The organism is Rhodovulum sp. MB263 (genome assembly GCF_002073975.1).
Lineage (GTDB): Bacteria > Pseudomonadota > Alphaproteobacteria > Rhodobacterales > Rhodobacteraceae > Rhodovulum.
Genome location: NZ_CP020384.1, coordinates 2,888,950 through 2,906,261 on the forward strand (window position 1 = coordinate 2,888,950; position 17,312 = coordinate 2,906,261).

Annotated in this window: 13 protein-coding genes; 9 read left to right on the plus strand and 4 right to left on the minus strand. The window is 69.1% G+C overall.

Features of this window, described 5'->3' with window-relative positions; translation table 11 throughout:
• Positions 1–102: 102 nt before the first annotated feature.
• From B5V46_RS13500 to B5V46_RS13530, 7 genes are all read left to right on the plus strand, one after another.
• Positions 103–816 (plus strand): alpha/beta fold hydrolase, encoded by a 714-nt coding sequence (locus tag B5V46_RS13500; protein ID WP_080617086.1) that lies wholly within the window; start codon positions 103–105, stop codon positions 814–816.
• Entirely contained in the window at positions 813–1,658 is an 846-nt protein-coding gene (locus tag B5V46_RS13505; protein ID WP_080617087.1) for a 3-keto-5-aminohexanoate cleavage protein, read from the plus strand. The genes B5V46_RS13500 and B5V46_RS13505 overlap by 4 nt, the downstream gene beginning before the upstream one ends.
• A gap of 54 nt (positions 1,659–1,712) precedes the next feature.
• On the plus strand, positions 1,713–2,954 hold the full coding sequence (locus B5V46_RS13510; protein WP_080617088.1) for a TCR/Tet family MFS transporter: 1,242 nt from the start codon (positions 1,713–1,715) through the stop codon (positions 2,952–2,954).
• A gap of 109 nt (positions 2,955–3,063) precedes the next feature.
• Positions 3,064–4,134 carry an efflux RND transporter periplasmic adaptor subunit gene (locus B5V46_RS13515; protein ID WP_080617089.1) on the plus strand — a complete coding sequence of 357 codons (1,071 nt, stop codon included), beginning with the start codon at positions 3,064–3,066 and terminating at the stop codon, positions 4,132–4,134.
• Positions 4,131–5,201 (plus strand): efflux RND transporter periplasmic adaptor subunit, encoded by a 1,071-nt coding sequence (locus tag B5V46_RS13520; RefSeq protein ID WP_080617090.1) that lies wholly within the window; start codon positions 4,131–4,133, stop codon positions 5,199–5,201. The genes B5V46_RS13515 and B5V46_RS13520 overlap by 4 nt, the downstream gene beginning before the upstream one ends.
• On the plus strand, positions 5,198–8,257 hold the full coding sequence (locus tag B5V46_RS13525; RefSeq protein WP_080617091.1) for an efflux RND transporter permease subunit: 3,060 nt from the start codon (positions 5,198–5,200) through the stop codon (positions 8,255–8,257). Before B5V46_RS13520 ends, B5V46_RS13525 begins: the two co-directional genes overlap by 4 nt.
• A 529-nt stretch (positions 8,258–8,786) precedes the next feature.
• Positions 8,787–10,319: an acetyl-CoA hydrolase/transferase family protein gene (locus B5V46_RS13530; protein WP_080617092.1), complete on the plus strand. Its 1,533-nt coding sequence runs from the start codon at positions 8,787–8,789 to the stop codon at positions 10,317–10,319.
• 304 nt (positions 10,320–10,623) lie between these two features.
• Here B5V46_RS13530 and B5V46_RS13535 read toward each other — a convergent pair whose 3' ends face one another.
• Positions 10,624–11,766: a Do family serine endopeptidase gene (locus B5V46_RS13535; RefSeq protein WP_080617093.1), complete on the minus strand. Its 1,143-nt coding sequence runs from the start codon at positions 11,764–11,766 to the stop codon at positions 10,624–10,626.
• A 232-nt stretch (positions 11,767–11,998) separates the two neighbouring features.
• On the opposite strand from B5V46_RS13535, the gene B5V46_RS13540 reads away from it, so the two are divergent.
• Positions 11,999–12,670, plus strand: a complete 672-nt coding sequence (locus B5V46_RS13540; RefSeq protein WP_080617094.1) for a response regulator transcription factor — start codon at positions 11,999–12,001, stop codon at positions 12,668–12,670.
• A gap of 1 nt (position 12,671) precedes the next feature.
• On the plus strand, positions 12,672–14,063 hold the full coding sequence (locus tag B5V46_RS13545) for a HAMP domain-containing sensor histidine kinase (protein ID WP_080617095.1): 1,392 nt from the start codon (positions 12,672–12,674) through the stop codon (positions 14,061–14,063).
• On the opposite strand, the gene B5V46_RS13550 is transcribed toward B5V46_RS13545, so the two are convergent.
• The 3 genes from B5V46_RS13550 to B5V46_RS13560 all read right to left on the minus strand — a co-directional run bounded on the left by B5V46_RS13550 (position 14,035) and on the right by B5V46_RS13560 (position 17,296).
• Positions 14,035–15,348, minus strand: a complete 1,314-nt coding sequence (locus B5V46_RS13550; RefSeq protein WP_231119119.1) for a short-chain fatty acid transporter — start codon at positions 15,346–15,348, stop codon at positions 14,035–14,037. The genes B5V46_RS13545 and B5V46_RS13550 overlap by 29 nt on opposite strands.
• A 104-nt stretch (positions 15,349–15,452) precedes the next feature.
• Complete coding sequence (locus B5V46_RS13555; RefSeq protein ID WP_080617097.1) at positions 15,453–16,154, minus strand: tellurite resistance TerB family protein; 702 nt, start codon at positions 16,152–16,154, stop codon at positions 15,453–15,455.
• A 122-nt stretch (positions 16,155–16,276) separates the two neighbouring features.
• Positions 16,277–17,296, minus strand: coding sequence for a siderophore-interacting protein (locus B5V46_RS13560; protein WP_231119120.1), 1,020 nt, complete (start codon positions 17,294–17,296; stop codon positions 16,277–16,279).
• Positions 17,297–17,312 lie beyond the last annotated feature (16 nt).

Genomic DNA, 17,312 nt, shown 5'->3' on the forward strand with positions numbered 1-17,312 from the left:
TTCCTTTTTCGAACCCACCCCCTTGGACAAGACCGTTATAAGGCAGCTAATAGAGACAATGAATTTTCATATTCGAACCTTTCCGATCTCCGAGGTCCCCGCATGCCCCGCTTTCTGCTGATCCATGGGTCCTGCCATGGCGCCTGGTGCTGGCGCGACGTGCTGACGGCGCTCCACCGGGCCGGGGCCGAGGCGCGGGCCATCGACCTGCCCTCGCACGGGGCCGACCGGACGCCGCTTGCCGATGTCACGCTCGATCTCTACGCCGACGCGATCCTCGACGCGATCGACGCGCCGGTCATCCTCGTCGGCCATTCGATGGCGGGTTTCCCGATCTCGGCCGCGGCCGAGAAGGCGCCCGGGAAGATCCGGTCTCTGGTCTATGTCTGCGCCTATGCTCCGGTTACGGGCCTGTCGCTCGTCGACATGCGCCGCGCCGCGCCGCGTCAGCCGCTGCTCGACACCATAGTCAAATCCGAGGACGGGGTTTCCTTCAGCTTCGATCCCGAGAAGGTTCGCGAGACGCTCTTTCACGATTGCTCCGACGAGGCTGTGGCCGATGCCAAGGCCAGGCTCGGGCCTCAGCCGATCCTGCCCCAAGCCACGCCGATTGCCCTGAGCGCGCGTTATGCCTCTGTCCCAAAACGCTATATCCGCTGTCTGCAGGACCGCGCCATTCCGCCCGAATACCAGGCCACGATGACAGCGGACTGGCCCGCCGATCGCGTCGACACGCTCGACTGCTCGCATTCGCCGTTTCTTGCCCAGCCCGAGGCGCTGGCCGCGCTTCTGCTCAAAGGCGCCGACACACCATGACCAAGCCCTGCATCATCTGCGCCGCCATCACCGGCTCTGTCGCCCGCAAGGAAGACAATCCGGCAGTGCCGATCAGCGTTGCCGAGCAGATCGAGAGCCTGCAGGACTGCTTCGAGGCGGGCGCCGCCATTGCGCATTGTCATGTCAGGAACGACGACCAGAGCCCAAGCTCGGACCCCGAGGCATTCGCCCGCCTGATGGAGGGGATCCGTCGCCATTGCCCCGGCATGATCGTGCAATTCTCGACCGGCGGCCGCTCGGGCGCGGGCGCGGCCCGGGGCGGAATGCTGCCGCTGCGCCCCGAGATGGCCTCGCTTGCGGTCGGATCGAACAATTTTCCGACCCGGGTCTACGGGAATCCGCCCGATCTGATCGATTGGCTGGCCTCGGAAATGCAGAAATACGATGTGAAGCCCGAAATCGAGGCCTTCGATCTGAGCCATATCTTCCAGGCGGTGACGATGAGCCGGGACGGCCGCCTGAAGGCGCCGCTTTACGTTCAGTTCGTCATGGGCGTGAAGAACGCGATGCCCGCCGACCGGCCGAGCTTCGAATTCTATGTCGAGACGCTGAAGCGGATCGCCCCCGATGCCGAATGGTGCGGCGCGGGGATCGGGCGCCATCAGATCGAGGTCAATGAGTGGTCGATCGCGCTGGGCGGCCATACCCGCACCGGGCTCGAGGACAATGTCCGGCTCGACCGCGACAGATTGGCGCCCTCGAATGCCGCACTGGTGCGGCGCGCGGCCGAGATTTGCGCGCGCCACGAGCGCCCGGTGGCAAGCCCCATTGAGGCCCGCGCGATCCTCGGCCTGCCTCCTGCCCCCGCGAAGGGGGTTTGAACCGGATCCGCGACCGGTCTATGCGAAGGGCGTTCTTTCCTGCGGAAGCCCGCCATGCCCCAGCCCCCGACCCGTCTTCCGATCGTCTTCATCCTGGTGACGCTGGTGCTCGACGCCATCGGGATCGGGCTGATCCTGCCGGTGATGCCGGATCTGATCCGCGACATCGACGGCGGCACGGGCCTCGGCCAGGCGGCGGTCTGGGGCGGGGTCCTGTCCACCGTCTTCGCGGTCATGCAGTTTCTCTGTGGTCCGACCGTCGGCAGCCTCTCGGACCGGTTCGGCCGCCGCCCGGTTCTGCTGATCTCGCTGGCGACGATGGCGCTCGACTATGTGGTCATGGCGCTGGCGGGCTCGATCTGGCTGTTGCTGGCCGCACGCGTCGTCGGCGGCGTCACCGCCTCGACCCAGGCCACCGCCAGCGCCTTTCTGGCCGATATCTCGAAACCCGAGGAGAAGGCCGCCCGCTTCGGCATGGTCGGCGCCTCTTTCGGGATCGGCTTCGTGATCGGGCCGCTCATCGGCGGGTTCCTGGGCGAGCTGGGCCCGCGCGCACCGTTCTGGGCTGCCGCGGGCCTTGCCACGCTGAACCTGATCTTCGGCGCGCTCGTTCTGCCCGAGACCGTCACCGACCGCATCCGCCGCCCGTTCGAGTGGCGCCGCGCGAACCCCTTGGGCGCGTTCCGCGCCATCGGCCGTCTGCCCGGCATCCGGCCGCTTCTGCTGCTGTTCTTCCTCTATGAATTCGCGATGTTCATCTATCCGGCGATCTGGGCCTATTTCACCCAGTACCGCTTTGGCTGGAGCACGGGCACCGTCGGCATTTCGCTGGCGATGTTCGGGATCGGGGTCGCCATCGTGCAGGGCGGACTGATCCGCGTCGTGCTGCGGGTGATGGGCGAGCGGATCGCGGTCTGGTACGGGCTTTGCTACAATTTCGTGGCCTTCATCGCCATCGGTCTGATCGGCAACGGCACCGCCGTTCTGGTGCTGACACCGATGATCGCGCTGGGCGCGGTGGTGACGCCCGCGCTTCTGGGCATGATGTCGAAGGCCGCCGAGGACAACCAGCAGGGCGAGTTGCAGGGCATGGTCAGTTCGCTGCGTTCGGTGGCGATGATCGCCTCGCCGCTGGTGATGACCCAGACCTTCTTCCTGTTCAGCCGCCCCGACGCGCCGCTGCACCTGCCAGGCGCGCCCTTCCTGCTGGCCGCAGGCGTGATGGTGGTCTGCGCCGTGGTCTTCGCGCTCAGACGCGCCGCGACCGGCGATGCCAGGATCCGGAGCGGCGCCTGATCCGATGCCCCGGCGCGGCCGGGACAGGCGCGTATTGACAGATTCGCAACCATGGGAAAGGTATGCCTCTGATCGGGAGGCACGATCCGCCCCTTGAGCATCGGAGTGCATGTTGATCGCCAGCCTGCGAGGGTTCCGCATCCTGGGCGTACTGCCCCTGCTGTTTGCCTCGGCCCCGGCCGGGGCGGACGAGCCGCTTTCTGTCGAAATTCTTCGGATCGATCCCCGGCCCTCCGAGATCACCTATACCCTGACCGGGACCATCGAGGCGGTCGACGACTACCCGGCCTCGTTCCGGGACGGCGGCCGCATCATCGAGGTCGCGGTCGAAACCGGCGATGCGCTTGAACGCGACGACGTGATTGCGCGGGTCGACGCCACCGAGGCCGGGGCGCGGCTGAGATCAGCCGAAGCGGCGCTGCAGGCGGCCGAGGCCGCCCTCGTGCAGGCACGCCAGGCCCGCGACCGCGCAGCAAACCTGCTTGACGAGGGCAACGGCACGCAATCCGATCTCGATGCCGCGGTGCAGGCCTTCCTGTCGGCGCGCTCCGAGCGCGACCAGGCCACGGCTCGGCGCGCGGTGGCCCGGCGCGCGGCCGAGGATACCGTGCTGCGGGCGATCGAGCCCGCTATCGTCATCCGCCGCTCGGCCGAGCCGGGCCAGGTCGTGCCGGCGGGCCAGGCGGTGGTGACGCTGGCCAATCGCGGCCCGCGCGACGCGGTCTTCCAGGTTCCCGACATTCCCGAACTCGACGCCTTTCTCGGCAGCGACGTGCGCCTGTCGCCGCTGGATGGCGGTCGGGGCTGCGATGCCACCGTGACGGAACTGGCGCCGGTAGTCAGCGGAAATGGCACCGTCCAGGCCAAGGTCCGGATCGAGGGCGAGGCGGCCGGGCGCTTTTCGATCGGCCAGCCGGTCGTGGGCGTCGTGACACTCGGCCGCCCGACCGCGCTGGTTGTGCCATGGACCGCCCTGACCGCCACTGCGGACGGCCCCGCCGTCTGGACGGTCGATGCAGAGGACAACCGGGTCCGGCTGGCTCCGGTCAAGATCGACGGCTATTCGGACAGCGGCATCCGCATCGCCGGGGGCTTGTCCGAGGGCGCGGCGGTCGTGGGCGCAGGCTCGCAATACCTCTTCCCCGGACGAGAGGTCCAGCCGCTGGAGGTCACGAAATGAGCCGCCTTCTCGCACTTGTGCTCGCGCTTCTGCCGCTGACAGCCTCCGCCGACAGCCACGCCTGCAACGGGCGCGCGGCCGAGATCCGTCCCGTCGTCTCGGAAACGGTCAGCGCAGATCCCACCCGCCAGCGCGCTTTTGCCGGCATCGTGGCCGCAGCCCACAGCGCCGATCTGGCCTTCCAGACCATCGGCCGGGTCGCCCGGGTTGCGGTCGATCCCGGCGACCGCGTCTCCGAAGGGGATATCCTGGCCAGCCTGGACCGGGTCGACCTGCAGGAAGACGTTGCCTCCGCCCGCGCGGCGCTGAGCTCGGCCGAGGCCGAGGCCGCCTATGCAAGGCAAAGCCACGAGCGTGTGCGCATCCTTGCCGAACGCGGCATCGCTCCGATGGCCCAGCTCGAGAAGGCGCAGGCCTCCCGGGAAAGCGCCGAGGCCCGGGCCGAGGCCGCGAAGGCCGATCTGGCCCGCGCCCGCGAGGCACTGGGACATGGCACGCTGCGCGCCCCGAATGATGGTATCGTGCTGTCGACCGCCGTCGAGGCGGGAACGGTGGTCGCCGCCGGGACCCCGATCCTGACGCTGGCCGATCTCAGGGGCCGCGAGGCGGTGATCGATGTGCCGGGCGAATTCCTGCAGGTCCTGCCGCCCGACGCCCGGTTCGATGTCGTGATCCATGCCGAGGACGCCACCAAACGCCCTGCCCGCCTGCGCCTGGTCGAGCCGGTGCTCGGGGACAACATCCGCACCCGCCGCCTGCGCCTCACCATCACCGAAGGGGCCGAGGATTTCCGCATCGGCAGCCTCGTCTCGGCAACCCTCGCCCGGCTCGATCTGCCGGTGATGACGCTGCCGCTCACCGCGCTGGCAGGAACCGCCGAGGCGCCCGCCGTCTGGCGCATCCTGCCGGAGGACCGCCGCGTCGTGCGGGTGCCGGTGGAGACCGGCCGCCGGCTGGCCGACCGGATCGAGATCACCCGCGGGCTTTCGGTCGGGGACGAGATCGTGGTCAAGGGCGCGGCCTGCCTCGGCGAGGGGCAGGCCGTCGGCCCGATGGTGACGCCATGACCCGGCGCTTCAACCTCTCGGACTGGGCGCTCGGGCATCGTTCGCTGGTCTGGTTCCTGATGATCGTCTCGCTCGTCGCGGGCCTGCTCGCCTATCTGTCGATGGGCCGCGAGGAGGATCCCTCCTTCGCGATCAAGGTCATGGTGGTCTCGGCCGCCCTGCCCGGCGCCACCGCCGAAGAGACCGTGACCCAGGTCACCGACCGCATCGAGAAGAAGCTGCAGGAGATCGACCAGCTCAAGTTCACCCGCTCGGTCACCTATCCGGGCCGCTCGGTCGTCTATGTCGAGCTGCGCGACGATACCCGGGCCGAGGCGGTCGACGCCACCTGGCTTCGGGTCCGCAACATGATGTCGGACATCCGGAGCGAGTTTCCCTCGGAATTCGCGGGTTTCTCCTTCGATGACGATTTCGGCGACGTGTTCGGCAGCATCTACGCCTTCGTCGGCGACGGCTTCACGCCGCGCGAGATCGAGGACCGGGTCGAGGACGTCAAGGCCGAGATCCTGCGGCTCGATCAGGCCGGAAAGGTCGAGCTGGTGGGGGTCCGCGCCCCCGAGATCCATATCGAGTTCTCCAACCGCCGGCTCGCCGCGCTGGGGCTAGACCGCGAGGCGGTGCTGGAAACGCTCGCCCAGGAAAATGCCATCGTCCCCTCGGGCACGATCCGCACCGCGGGCGAGCGCATCCTGATCCGGGTGACCGGGCAATATGCCTCGGCCGAGGACCTGGCCGCCACGCCGCTGCGGACCGGCGACGTGTTCTATTCGCTCTCGGATGTCGCCGATGTGACCCCGGGCTACGAGGATCCGCCGGCCGAGCTGTTCCGCTATAACGGGCATGAGGGCATCGCGCTTCTGGTCGGCATGCGCGAGGGCGGCAACATCCTGAAATTCGGCGCCGAGCTTGAGGCGCTGATGGACCGGGTGGCCCAGCGCCTGCCAGTCGGCATCGAGCTGCACAGGGTCGCCGATCAGCCGAAGGTGGTCGAGGAGTCGGTCGGCCATTTCACCCGGGCGCTTGCCGAGGCCGTGCTGATCGTGCTGGCGGTCAGCTTCATCTCGCTGGGGTTCAGGGCGGGGATGGTGGTGACGCTGTCGATCCCGCTGGTGCTGGCCATGACCTTCGTGCTGCTCGACGTGATGGGGATCACGCTGCAAAGGGTATCGCTCGGCGCGCTCATCATCGCGCTCGGGCTTCTGGTCGACGACGCGATGATCGCCATCGAGACCATGATCTCGCGGCTCGAGATCGGCGAAAGCCTGCACAAGGCGGCCTCCTATGCCTGGACCTCAATCGCCTTTCCGATGCTGACAGGCACGCTCGTCACCGCCGCGGGCTTCATCCCGATTGCCTTCAATTCCAGCCAGGCGGGCGAATATACCCGCTCGCTGTTCTACGTGATCGCGATATCGCTGCTTCTGAGCTGGGTCGTGGCCGTGCTGTTCGCCCCGATCCTGGGCACCACCTTCCTGCCCAAGAAGCTGCGCCATGCCCATAAGGGGCCGGGGCCGCTCCGGCGGGGCTTCCGCCGGCTGCTGCTTCGGGCGATGCACTTGCGCTGGCTCACCCTCGGGCTCACGGCCCTTCTGTTCGCGGGCGCGGTCTTCGGCCTCGGCCATGTCGAGCGGCAGTTCTTTCCCACATCGGAGCGGCCCGAGATCGTGGTCGAGGTGAGCTTGCGCCAGAACGGGGCCTTCGCCGCGACCGATGCCGCGATCGCAGCCTTCGAGGACTGGCTCGGCAAGCAGCCCGAAGCCAGCTTCATCACCGCCTATATCGGCCGCGGCGTGCCGCGCTTCGTGCTGACGCTGGACCAGCCCACGCCCAGCGAGAATATCGGCCAGCTCGCGATCATGACCCCCGACCTCGCCGCCCGCGACCGGCTGCGCGAGAAGATCGCCGCCTATGACCGCGCCCATCCCGAGGCCGTCTTCTATACCCGGCTGATCGAGCTCGGCCCGCCGGTCGGCAAACCCGTGCAATACCGGCTGTCGGGCCCCGAGATCGCGCCACTGCGCGACCGCGCCCGCGATCTTGCCACCCTGCTCGACCGCGACCCGCGCCTGACCTCGATCAGCCTCGACTGGTCCGAGCCCGCCCGCGTGGTCCGCGTCGTGCTGGACCAGGCGCGGCTGCGGCAACTTGGCCTGACCCAGTCCGACGTGGCGCAGACGCTTTACGGGCTGTTCGACGGCTCCGGCGTGACCGAGTTCCGCGACGGCCGGAAGCTGGTCAACGTGCTGGCGCGGGGGGTGGCCGCCGACCGATCGACCGTGGCCGCGCTGGAGACGCTGCAATTCGGGAACGCCGCCGGCACACCGATCCCGCTTCTGTCCATCGCGCGGCTCGAATGGACCACCGAACAGCCCGAGATCCACCAGCGCGACCGGGTGCCCACCATCACCGTGGGCGCCGCGATCCGGGGAAGCGAGCAGCCCGCGACCGTGGCGGCGGATCTCGCCCCGGTCATCGCCGAGTTCGCCTCCGGACTGCCCGCCGATTACCGGATCGCGCTTGGCGGCTCGGCCGAATCGAGCGCCGAGAGCCAGGCTCCGATCCTGCAGGTCGTGCCGGTGATGGTGCTCTGCATCCTGACGCTGGTGATGATCCAGATGCAGAGCTTCCGGCTGCTGTTCATCGTTCTGGCGGTGGCTCCGCTGGGTCTGATCGGCGTGGTCGCGGCGCTGCTGCCCTCGGGCGCGCCGCTCGGCTTCGTCGCCTTGCTGGGGGTGCTGGCGCTGGTCGGCATCCTGATCCGCAACTCGGTGATCCTGATCCACGAGGTCAGCGTCCTGAGCCGCGCCGGGCGCAGCCCCTGGGACGCGGTCTACGAGGCCTCCGACAGCCGCGCGCGGCCGATCCTGCTGACCGCGGCCGCGGCAAGCCTCGCGCTGATCCCGATCGCGCGCGAGGTGTTCTGGGGCCCGATGGCCTTTGCCATGATGGGCGGGATCATCGCCGGAACCGGCATCACGCTGCTTTTCGCCCCCGCGCTTTATTGTGTCGTGTTCCGCATCCGCCCGCCCGCGCCGGACGCCCGGCCCGGGGCCTGACCCCCAGAGCCGGGATGGCGCCCAGGACGGCTCTCTGCCCCACTCCTTGCCTGCCTGAATCGCCCCGAATCATCTTTCCGAAACCGGGAAATGACGCGTCGGAGATCGCCTCGCCCCGGCATCCGGCCGCCTCCCGGGGCCCGGTCTCGCGGCAGCGGCGGGCCGGGCCGGGCGACTGGCCTGCGGCAAAAGGCGCCAGCCGATGCGCATCAAAACGCCGCTCAATCCGCGTCCGACGGAATCTCTGGAAAGCACATTCACCTGAAAGGCTAACAATCGCACCCGAAGACATCCGGGCAGGGAAGCCGGGCAAATGCCGCAAATCACATATCTGAAATGACCCATTTGCGCTGGGCGCATGGCAGCCATGCCTTCGTTGCCCCTTGCTGTCCGGCGCGGCAGTCTGTCCAAGAAGATCGGAACCGTGGGATCTTCCCGACCGCCCAGGGCCGGAATACCCACCGAGACACCGGCACTTCCCCGCTCCGGACCGGATGGTCCGCATGGGAAGCACGAGGAGGAGGATCCCATGACCGTCGCCCAACCCATTGCGTCCCGAATAGCCGATCCGACGCTGCGCAGCCGCGTGATGAGCGCCGAGGACGCCGCGGCCCTGATCGCGCCCGGCTCGACCATCGGGATGAGCGGCTTCACCGGGTCGGGCTATCCCAAGTCGGTGCCGATGGCGCTGGCCGCCCGGATCGAGGCAGAACATGCCGCGGGCAATCCGTTCCAGGTCAAGGTCTGGACCGGCGCCTCGACGGGCCCCGAGCTCGACGGCGCGCTGGCCAAGGCCGGCGGCATCGAATTCCGCCTGCCCTACAACTCGGACCCGATCGCGCGCGAGAAGATCAACGCGGGCGAGATGAACTATTTCGACATGCATCTGAGCCAGGTCGCGCCGATGGCCTGGCAGGGGTTCCTGGGCAAGCTCGACACCGCTATCGTCGAGATCTCGGGCATCACCTCCGACGGCCAGCTGATCCCGTCCTCTTCGATCGGCAACAACAAGACCTGGCTCGACCAGGCCGATCAGGTGATCCTCGAAGTCAATCGCTGGCAAAGCGAGGCGCTGCGGGGCATGCATGACATCTATTACGGCACCGCCCTGCCGCCCCATCGCCGTCCGATCCCGCTCTCGAGCCCGAACGACCGCATCGGCCAGCCCTATTTCCGCTGCGACCCGAAGAAGATCGCGGCCATCGTCGAGACCGACGCGCCGGACCGCAACGCCCCCTTCAAGGCGCCCGACGAGGTGGCCCAGGCCATTGCCGGGCACCTGCTGGACTTCTTCCTGCACGAGGTCGCCAAGGGCCGCCTGCCGCAACATCTGCTGCCGCTGCAATCGGGCGTCGGCAATGTCGCGAACGCGGTGCTGACCGGGCTGATGAACTCGCCCTTCGAGCAGATGACTGCCTATACCGAGGTGATCCAGGACGGCATGCTGGAACTGCTTGACGCGGGCAAGCTGCGCAGCGCCTCGGCCACCGCGCTGTCGCTGAGCCCGAGCGCCGCCGAATGGTTCAACGACCGCGCCTACCGCTTCCGCGACAAGCTGATCCTGCGGCCGCAGGAAATCTCGAACCACCCCGAGCTGGTGCGCCGGCTGGGCTGCATCGCGATGAACGGGCTGATCGAGGCTGATATCTACGGCGCGGTGAACTCGACCCATATCATGGGCTCGCGGATCCAGAACGGCATCGGGGGCTCGGGCGATTTCGCCCGCAATGCCTATGTCTCGATCTTCATGACGCCGTCGACCGCGAAGAATGGCAAGATCTCGGCCATCGTGCCCAAGGCCGCCCATGTCGACCACATCGCCCAGGACGTGCAGATCATCGTCACCGAACAGGGGCTGGCCGATCTGCGCGGCCTCGCGCCCCGGCAGCGCGCCGCCCAGATCATCGAGAACTGCGCCCATCCCGACTACCGCCCCGCGCTGCGAGACTATTACAAACGCGCGATGGAGGGCTCCTTCGGCAAGCATGCGCCGCATCTCATGGACGAGGCGCTGTCCTGGCATGCGCGCTTCGTCAGGACCGGCTCGATGAAGGAAGAGTGAGCCTCGCAAGAGGCGGGCCTGCCCCGGGCCGCAACCGGACATGAAAAGGCCCCGCCCCCGGGGGTTTGAGGGCGGGGCAAGGTCGGCCCCGGTGTCCGGCCGGGGCTTGGGAGTATCCTGCCGGCCCCGGGGGCAAGGACCGGGTCCGGCCCTGTCGCACCGGCCCGAAGGCCGGAACGCCAGTTGTCAGGGCCCTGGGCCCTCCCCGGCCCGGGCGCGGGACTTGCCCGGACGGGGAGAGCTTCGGCCTCAGGCAGCCGGGCACCGGAGGGTCTGGCGCCCGGCCGCCTGTCGCGGTCGGCCCTCAGGCCGGCCGATCCGCGCGGTTGCCGAGGGTGACGGAGACATCCATCGACTTGCCCGCGCGCAACAGGTTCAGCGACACCTCGGTGCCGGGCGCGTCGGAGGCGATGAAGCGGGTCAGATCGCGCGGCCCGCTCACCTTCTGGCCATCCACCGCCAGCACGATATCGCCCTTCTTCAGCCCCGCCCTGGCAGCCGGGCTGTCGGCGGTCACATCGACGATCATGGTGCCGCGCGGGCTGTCGAAGCCCAGCGCCGCGGCGACTTCCTCGCTGACCCCGCCGATCTGCACGCCGAGGAAACCGCGATCGACCTGGCCGCCCTTCTCGAGATCGGCCACGACCGATTTGGCCATGTCCGAGGGCACGGCGAAGCCGATCCCGACCGAGCCGCCGGTGGGCGACAGGATCGCGGTATTGATGCCGACGACATCGCCCTCCTCATTGAAGAGCGGCCCGCCCGAATTGCCCTTGTTGATGGCCGCATCGGTCTGGATGAAATTGTCGAAGGGCCCCGAATTGATGTCGCGGCCCAGAGCCGAGACGATGCCGCTGGTGACGGTCTGGCCAAGCCCGAAGGGATTGCCCATCGCCACCACCGGCTGGCCGACCTTCAGCGCGTCCGAGGCGCCGAAATCGACATGGGGCAGGTTCTGGCCGTCGATCTCGATCAGCGCGATGTCGGTCGCCGTGTCGGCGCCCAGCACCTTGCCGCCGAAGCTGCGGCCGTCGGCCAGCGTCACGGTCACGCTGTCGGCGCCGTCGACCACATGGGCATTGGTCACCACCTTGCCATCCTGCGAGATGATGAAGCCGGTGCCGACGCCCTTCAGCCGCGGCGCCTGGCCATGCGGCCCCTGCGGATAGCCCGGCATCGGCATGCCGAAGCGGCGGGCGAATTCCTCGAAGGGGAAGTCGTCGGGGAACTGGAAGTTCTGCATCTGCGCCTGGGGTGCGGCCTTCTCGACCTCGATCGTCACGACGGCGGGCGCGACCCGCGACACCAGATCGACATATCCGCCCGCAGGCGCCGCGGCGGCATTGGCCGCCGGCACCGCATGATCGAGGCCGATCCCCGCCGTCGCCCCGAGGAGCGCGGCGAGCGCCACGGCCGAGACGGCATTGCGCTTGGCTTTGTTCGACATTTCCCTGGTCTCCTGAACTGGGGGCATCTTTCCCGGCCCTCACGCCGGCTACGGGACCAAGATGGCGGCCCCGGATTGCGGCCGCATCCCCGCAAGGATTACATTCCTGCAATCGCTCTCACGTGCCGGTGACAGCGCCGAAACCCGGGCCTAGGGACGGTTGAACGCCCCCCGCGCGGCGCCATAGTGAAGCACAGTCGCGTCAAGGATCGGGGTCCGGAGGCCGTTCGCCATGAAACTGCTCGTCGTCGAGGACGATCCAACCACTGCCCAGTTCATCGCCCGGGGGCTCGGCGAGGAAGGCCATTCGGTCGATTGTCTCGACAATGGCCGCGACGCGCTGACCCGGGCGCTGGCCACGGCCTATGACGTGATGGTGGTCGACCGGATGCTGCCCGAGCTGGACGGGCTGTCGCTGGTGCGCGCGCTGCGTGCTGCCCATGTCACCACGCCCGCGATCTTCCTGACCTCGATGAGCGGGGTCGACGACCGCATCGACGGGCTCCGGGCGGGCGGCGACGACTATCTGGTCAAGCCCTTCGTCTTCGGCGAGCTCTCGGCCCGGATCGAGGCGCTGGGCCGCCGCCCGCCGATGCAGGAGACCGAGACCGTGCTGAAAGCGGCCGATCTCGAGATGGATCTGGTGCGCCGCAGCGTCACGCGCGCGGGCCGGAAGATCGAGCTTTTGCCGCGCGAATTCGCGCTTCTGGAGCATCTGCTGCGCCACAAGGGCCGGGTGCAGACCCGCACCATGCTGCTGGAATCGGTCTGGGACATCAATTTCGACCCGCAGACCAATGTGGTCGAGACCCATATCAGTCGGCTCCGCGCCAAGGTCGACAAGCCCTTCGACAGGGAACTGATCGCCACCGTGCGCGGCGCGGGCTACCGGATCGGCGACTGAGATGGCCGGCATCGCGGTCTCGCTCACGCATCTGCTGCGCTCGACCCCGGTCCGGCAGGCGCTGGCGCTGGTCGCGGTGGTGGCACTGGCGAACCTGCTGTCGCTGGGCGGCGCCTATCTGACGCTGCGCGCCGATCTGGTGCGCGCGATCCGGGCAGATCTGGCCGGGGATCTGGCCAGCTTCGAGATCAGCGCCACCCCGGCCGCGCTGTCGGCCATCGTCCAGGCGCGGGCGCGGGCGACCGACCCGGCCAAGAAGGTCACGGTGTTTCTGGCAGCCGGCGGGCGGCAGGTCGGCAATGCCCGGGCCATGCGCGAGGGCGACGACATCCGGCTCGTGCCGGACGAGCAGCCGCTGGGGGCTGCGGGCTATCTGCACGAGGTCCGGCCGCTGGCCGGGGGACTGCTGATCGTGGCCGAGAGCCTCGCCCCGATCGCCGAGCTGCGCCGCACCTTCCTGTCGCTGCTGGCCTTCAGCCTCGGGCCCACCGTCCTGATCTCGCTGGGCGTCGGCGTGCTGATCGCCCGGCGCACCGCGCGCCGCGTGGATGGCATCGAGGACACGCTCGACCGGCTTTCGGCGGGCGATCTCAGCGCCCGGCTGCCGCCCGATCCGGCCCCGGCGGACGACCTGTCACGGATCGGCACCGGGGTGAACCGGCTGGCCGCGCGCCAGGAGGCCGCGACCGAGGCGCTGCGCCAGGTCACCGCCGACATCGCCCATGACCTGCGCACGCCGCTGCAGCGGATCTCGGTGCTGATCCAGGATCTGCGCGCAAGGCTGCCCGACGAGAGCGAGCCCGCCGAGCTGGCCGACCGCGCCAGCGCCGAGGTCGACCGCGCGGTCTCGGTCTTCCGCGCGATGCTGGAGATCGCCCAGATCGAGGGCGGCCAGGCCTCGGCCCGGGTCCAGCCCTTCGATCTCGGGCTCACCGTCCGGCAGGTGGTCGAGCTGTACCAGCCCTCGGTCGAGGATGCGGGCCACTGCCTGAGCCTCGCCTGCCCCGGGACCGGCCCGACCGTGCGGGGCGAGCCCAGCCTCATCGCCCAGGCGCTGGCCAATCTGATCGAGAACGCGCTGCGCCACACGCCCCAGGGCAGCCGGATCGACATTGCCGTCAGCGCCGATCCGCCCGGACTGATCGTGGCCGATGACGGCCCCGGCGTGCCAGAGGCCGAGCGCGGCAAGGTCCTGCGCCGCCTCTACCGGCTGGAGCGCAGCCGCACCACGCCGGGCCACGGGCTGGGCCTGTCTCTGGTCGCGGCCATTGCGGGCCTGCATGGCGCCGAGCTGACGCTCGAGGACAACGCCCCGGGCCTGCGGGTCCGCCTTGTCTTCCCGCCCGATGCCGGCGGCCTGCCTGCTACAGGAAGCTCAGACCCAGCGCGATGATGACCCCGCTCACGACCAGCTGAACCACGCAGAAGCCCATGATGTCCTTGGCGTTCAGCCCGGCGATGGCGAGGATCGGCAGGGCCCAGAACGGCTGCACCATGTTGGTCCAGGCATCGCCCCAGGCCACCGCCATCGCAATGCGCGCCTGATCGACGCCCAGCGCCTCGGCCGCGGGCAACATCACCGGCGCCTGCACCACCCATTGTCCGCCGCCCGAGGGCACGAAGAAATTGACGATGCCCGCGCTGATGAAGCCCCAGAAGGGCAGGCTCTCGGCGCTGGCAAACGAGGTCAGCCCGTCCGAGATCGAGACCGCCAGCCCCGACCCCGCCATGATCGCCATGATGCCGGAATAGAACGGGAACTGGATCACGATGCCCGCGCCGCTCTTGACCCCTTCGGCCAGCGCATCGAGCAGCCGCCGCGGCGTGCCGTGCAGAATGATCGCAACGAAGAGGAACAGGAAGTTGATCGAGTTCAGCGTCAGCCCGCCGCCGCCGAGAAAGTCGATCACCAGCCAGGCCAGCCCCGCGCCGCCGATGATCCAGGACAGGATCGGCGAATTCTCGATCCGGTCCGAGGGCCGGTGGGTCGGCCCGCCGCCGAATTCGGGCTCTTCGAGCTTTGCCGGATCGACGACCATCTCATGGCCGGGTTTGGGCAGCATCAGCCAGTTGACCAGCGGCACGGCAATGAAAAGCGCCGCGACGATGATCAGGTTGAACCCCGCGAAAATGGTCTCGGAGGTGCCGATGATCCCGATCTGGTCCTCGAAGGTGTGGCCGGGCGTCGCGATCGCCAGCGGGATCGAGCCCGCAAGCCCGCCATGCCAGACCAGAAAGCCCGAATAGGCCGAGGCGACCAGCAGCCGGTAATCGACCGCGACGCGGCGGGCGACGGCCTTGGCCAGCAGCGCCCCCACCACCAGACCGAAGCCCCAGTTGATCCAGCTGGCCAGCAGCGAGACCAGCGTCACCAAGAGGATCGCGCGGGCCGGGGCGCGGGCGGTGTCGGCGATCCGGTTCAGAATGCCCCGCACCGCAGGCGTCGAGGCCATCATGTAGCCCGTCACCAGCACCAGCAGCATCTGCATCGAGAAGGACAGCAACGTCCAGAAGCCGTCGCCCCACATCTCGATCACCGCAACCGGCGAGCGCCCCTCGAACAGCACCGCGGCCGCCATCACGACGATGGTCAGGATGATCACGAAAACATAGGGGTCCGGCAGGTAGCGCTCGAACACGCGCACCAGCGGCCTTGCCACAACCGAAAGCATATCCATTCCTCCCAAATGGCTTTGGCCAGACCTAGCCTGCGGAAGGAAAAGTTAAACCTGCGGTCTTTTGTCCCTCCCCGACAACGTCGCGATGGCGCCCGGACGGGCGATCACTCCCCGGCCTGACGGCGCGCCGCTCCGGCCTCGAGGTCGAGATGCCCGCGCAGGCCCTCGGGCAGCGCCAGATGGCGGGCCAGATCGTCGAGATAGCGCCGCTCGTCGGGCGTGTCGGGATCGACCGCCAGGGCCGAGGCCAGGTACAGCTCGGCCCGCTGGGCATCGGTCCGCGCCGGGCGCGCGGCGTCTGCCGGATCGGCGGGGGCGGCGAAACTGTCGAACAGCGCGGCCTTTTCCTCGGCCCCGAGGCCCAGCACCTCGATCCGGTCGCGGATGCGGCGATGTTCCTCGCCGTCGATATGGCCGTCGGATTTCGCCGCGAGGATCATCGCGCGCAGCACCGCCAGCCGGAAATCCTGCCCGGCGCTGTCGCGCTCCTGAGCCATGTCGAAGCCGCTCTCGGCGGGCGGCGGCGGCAGATGCAGCGGATCGGCCTCGGTGCCCGAGGGGCGGTTCTGCTGCCAGTCGCGCCAGGCCTTGTAAGCGAGCCCGCCGACCGCGGCCATGCCGCCATAGGTCAGGGCCTTGCCGCCCAGCTTGCGGGCCTTCTTGCTGCCCAGAAGCAGGGCCACCAGCCCGCCTGCGGCCGCACCGCCCGCAAGCCCGCCCGGCAGCGTCGAGCCGCCCTGCCCCCGATCCTGTCTCGGGGCCTGCCCCGAGCCCAGCGCCTCCTGCAGCAGCCGTTCGATATTCATGGCGCCTCTCCCTTTCGCGTGATCCAGGCAGAGCTATGGACCGGCCCGCCGCCCTTCAAGGCAACCGGCCCCACGCGATCTGAACTTCCCGCGAGCGGAAGGTCTGCCGAAGCGCCGACTACTCAGCGCCAATAGGCAACGGCCAGGAACCGCTCGCGCGGCAGTCCGCGTGCGGTCAGCCGGCGCCGCGCCTCGCGTGCGATCTCGTCGCGGGCGGCAAACCAGACGAAGCCGCCCGGCCCCGGATCGGCCGCATCGAGCGCCTCCAGAAGATCGCCGCTGCGCGTCACCCGCCGGTCGGCCCCCAGCGCCGCCAGATCCCCGGGCGAAGCCGTGACCCAGGCCCGCGCGGGGGCTTCGGACAGCCTCAGGATCCGCAGGATCGCAGGCAACGCGGTCTCGTCGCCGAAAAGCAGCAGCGGATCGCCCTCGGGCAACCAGCCGCCGCCCGGCCCCATGATCCCGACCGGCGCGCCCGGAACGATGCCGCGCGCCCAGTCGCAGGTCGGACTGCCGGGATGGTCGAAGATGTCGATATCGATCCAGTCCGCCCCCAGATCGGCAACGGTATAGACGGCCCGGTGCAGCGCATCGGCCCCCCTGGGCCAGTCGACCCGCGCCGTCGCGCCGATCCGCGGCCAGAGCGGCTCCCGGTCCCGGGGCGGGATCAGAAGCCGGAAATGCAGACCGGTCGAAGCGAAGCGGCTCGCATCGGCCAGCCCGACCCGCAGCCTCAGAAAGCCCGGCGCGCTCTGGCGGCAGGATATCGCCACACCGATGGAAAGGCCCGGGGCCAGGGCCCCCGCCGCCACATCGTCCCAGCCGATCTCGAGACCGCATTCGGCCAGCGCTTCGGTCACGCTGTCCTGCGCCGCACGCAGATAGCGGTCGTCAGGCGCGGTGATCTCGATGCCGAGCCCCGTCCTCGCCCCAGTCTCTGCCTTAGTCTCTGTCCCGGTCTCTGTCTCCGGCCCGATCGGCCGCATAACCACCCGAGAGCCCCGAAGATCTAGGATCACGCCCTGGGCGGTTTCGGACACCGCCAGCTCCCATTCCATGGCCCGCGCGCGCAGCGCCGCCATGGCGTCTTCGGCATTTCCGGCCACATGCCCGCGCGTGCGCTGCGTTGCTTCGATCCCCAAGGCGGCCCCCTCCTGT

Coding starts and splice junctions, on each gene's coding strand:
- B5V46_RS13500 (WP_080617086.1), top strand. CDS start 103: ATGCCCCGCTTTCTGCTGATCCATGGGTCCTGCCATGGCGCCTGGTGC.
- B5V46_RS13505 (WP_080617087.1), top strand. CDS start 813: ATGACCAAGCCCTGCATCATCTGCGCCGCCATCACCGGCTCTGTCGCC.
- B5V46_RS13510 (WP_080617088.1), top strand. CDS start 1,713: ATGCCCCAGCCCCCGACCCGTCTTCCGATCGTCTTCATCCTGGTGACG.
- B5V46_RS13515 (WP_080617089.1), top strand. CDS start 3,064: ATGTTGATCGCCAGCCTGCGAGGGTTCCGCATCCTGGGCGTACTGCCC.
- B5V46_RS13520 (WP_080617090.1), top strand. CDS start 4,131: ATGAGCCGCCTTCTCGCACTTGTGCTCGCGCTTCTGCCGCTGACAGCC.
- B5V46_RS13525 (WP_080617091.1), top strand. CDS start 5,198: ATGACCCGGCGCTTCAACCTCTCGGACTGGGCGCTCGGGCATCGTTCG.
- B5V46_RS13530 (WP_080617092.1), top strand. CDS start 8,787: ATGACCGTCGCCCAACCCATTGCGTCCCGAATAGCCGATCCGACGCTG.
- B5V46_RS13535 (WP_080617093.1), bottom strand. CDS start 11,766: ATGTCGAACAAAGCCAAGCGCAATGCCGTCTCGGCCGTGGCGCTCGCC.
- B5V46_RS13540 (WP_080617094.1), top strand. CDS start 11,999: ATGAAACTGCTCGTCGTCGAGGACGATCCAACCACTGCCCAGTTCATC.
- B5V46_RS13545 (WP_080617095.1), top strand. CDS start 12,672: ATGGCCGGCATCGCGGTCTCGCTCACGCATCTGCTGCGCTCGACCCCG.
- B5V46_RS13550 (WP_231119119.1), bottom strand. CDS start 15,348: ATGGATATGCTTTCGGTTGTGGCAAGGCCGCTGGTGCGCGTGTTCGAG.
- B5V46_RS13555 (WP_080617097.1), bottom strand. CDS start 16,154: ATGAATATCGAACGGCTGCTGCAGGAGGCGCTGGGCTCGGGGCAGGCC.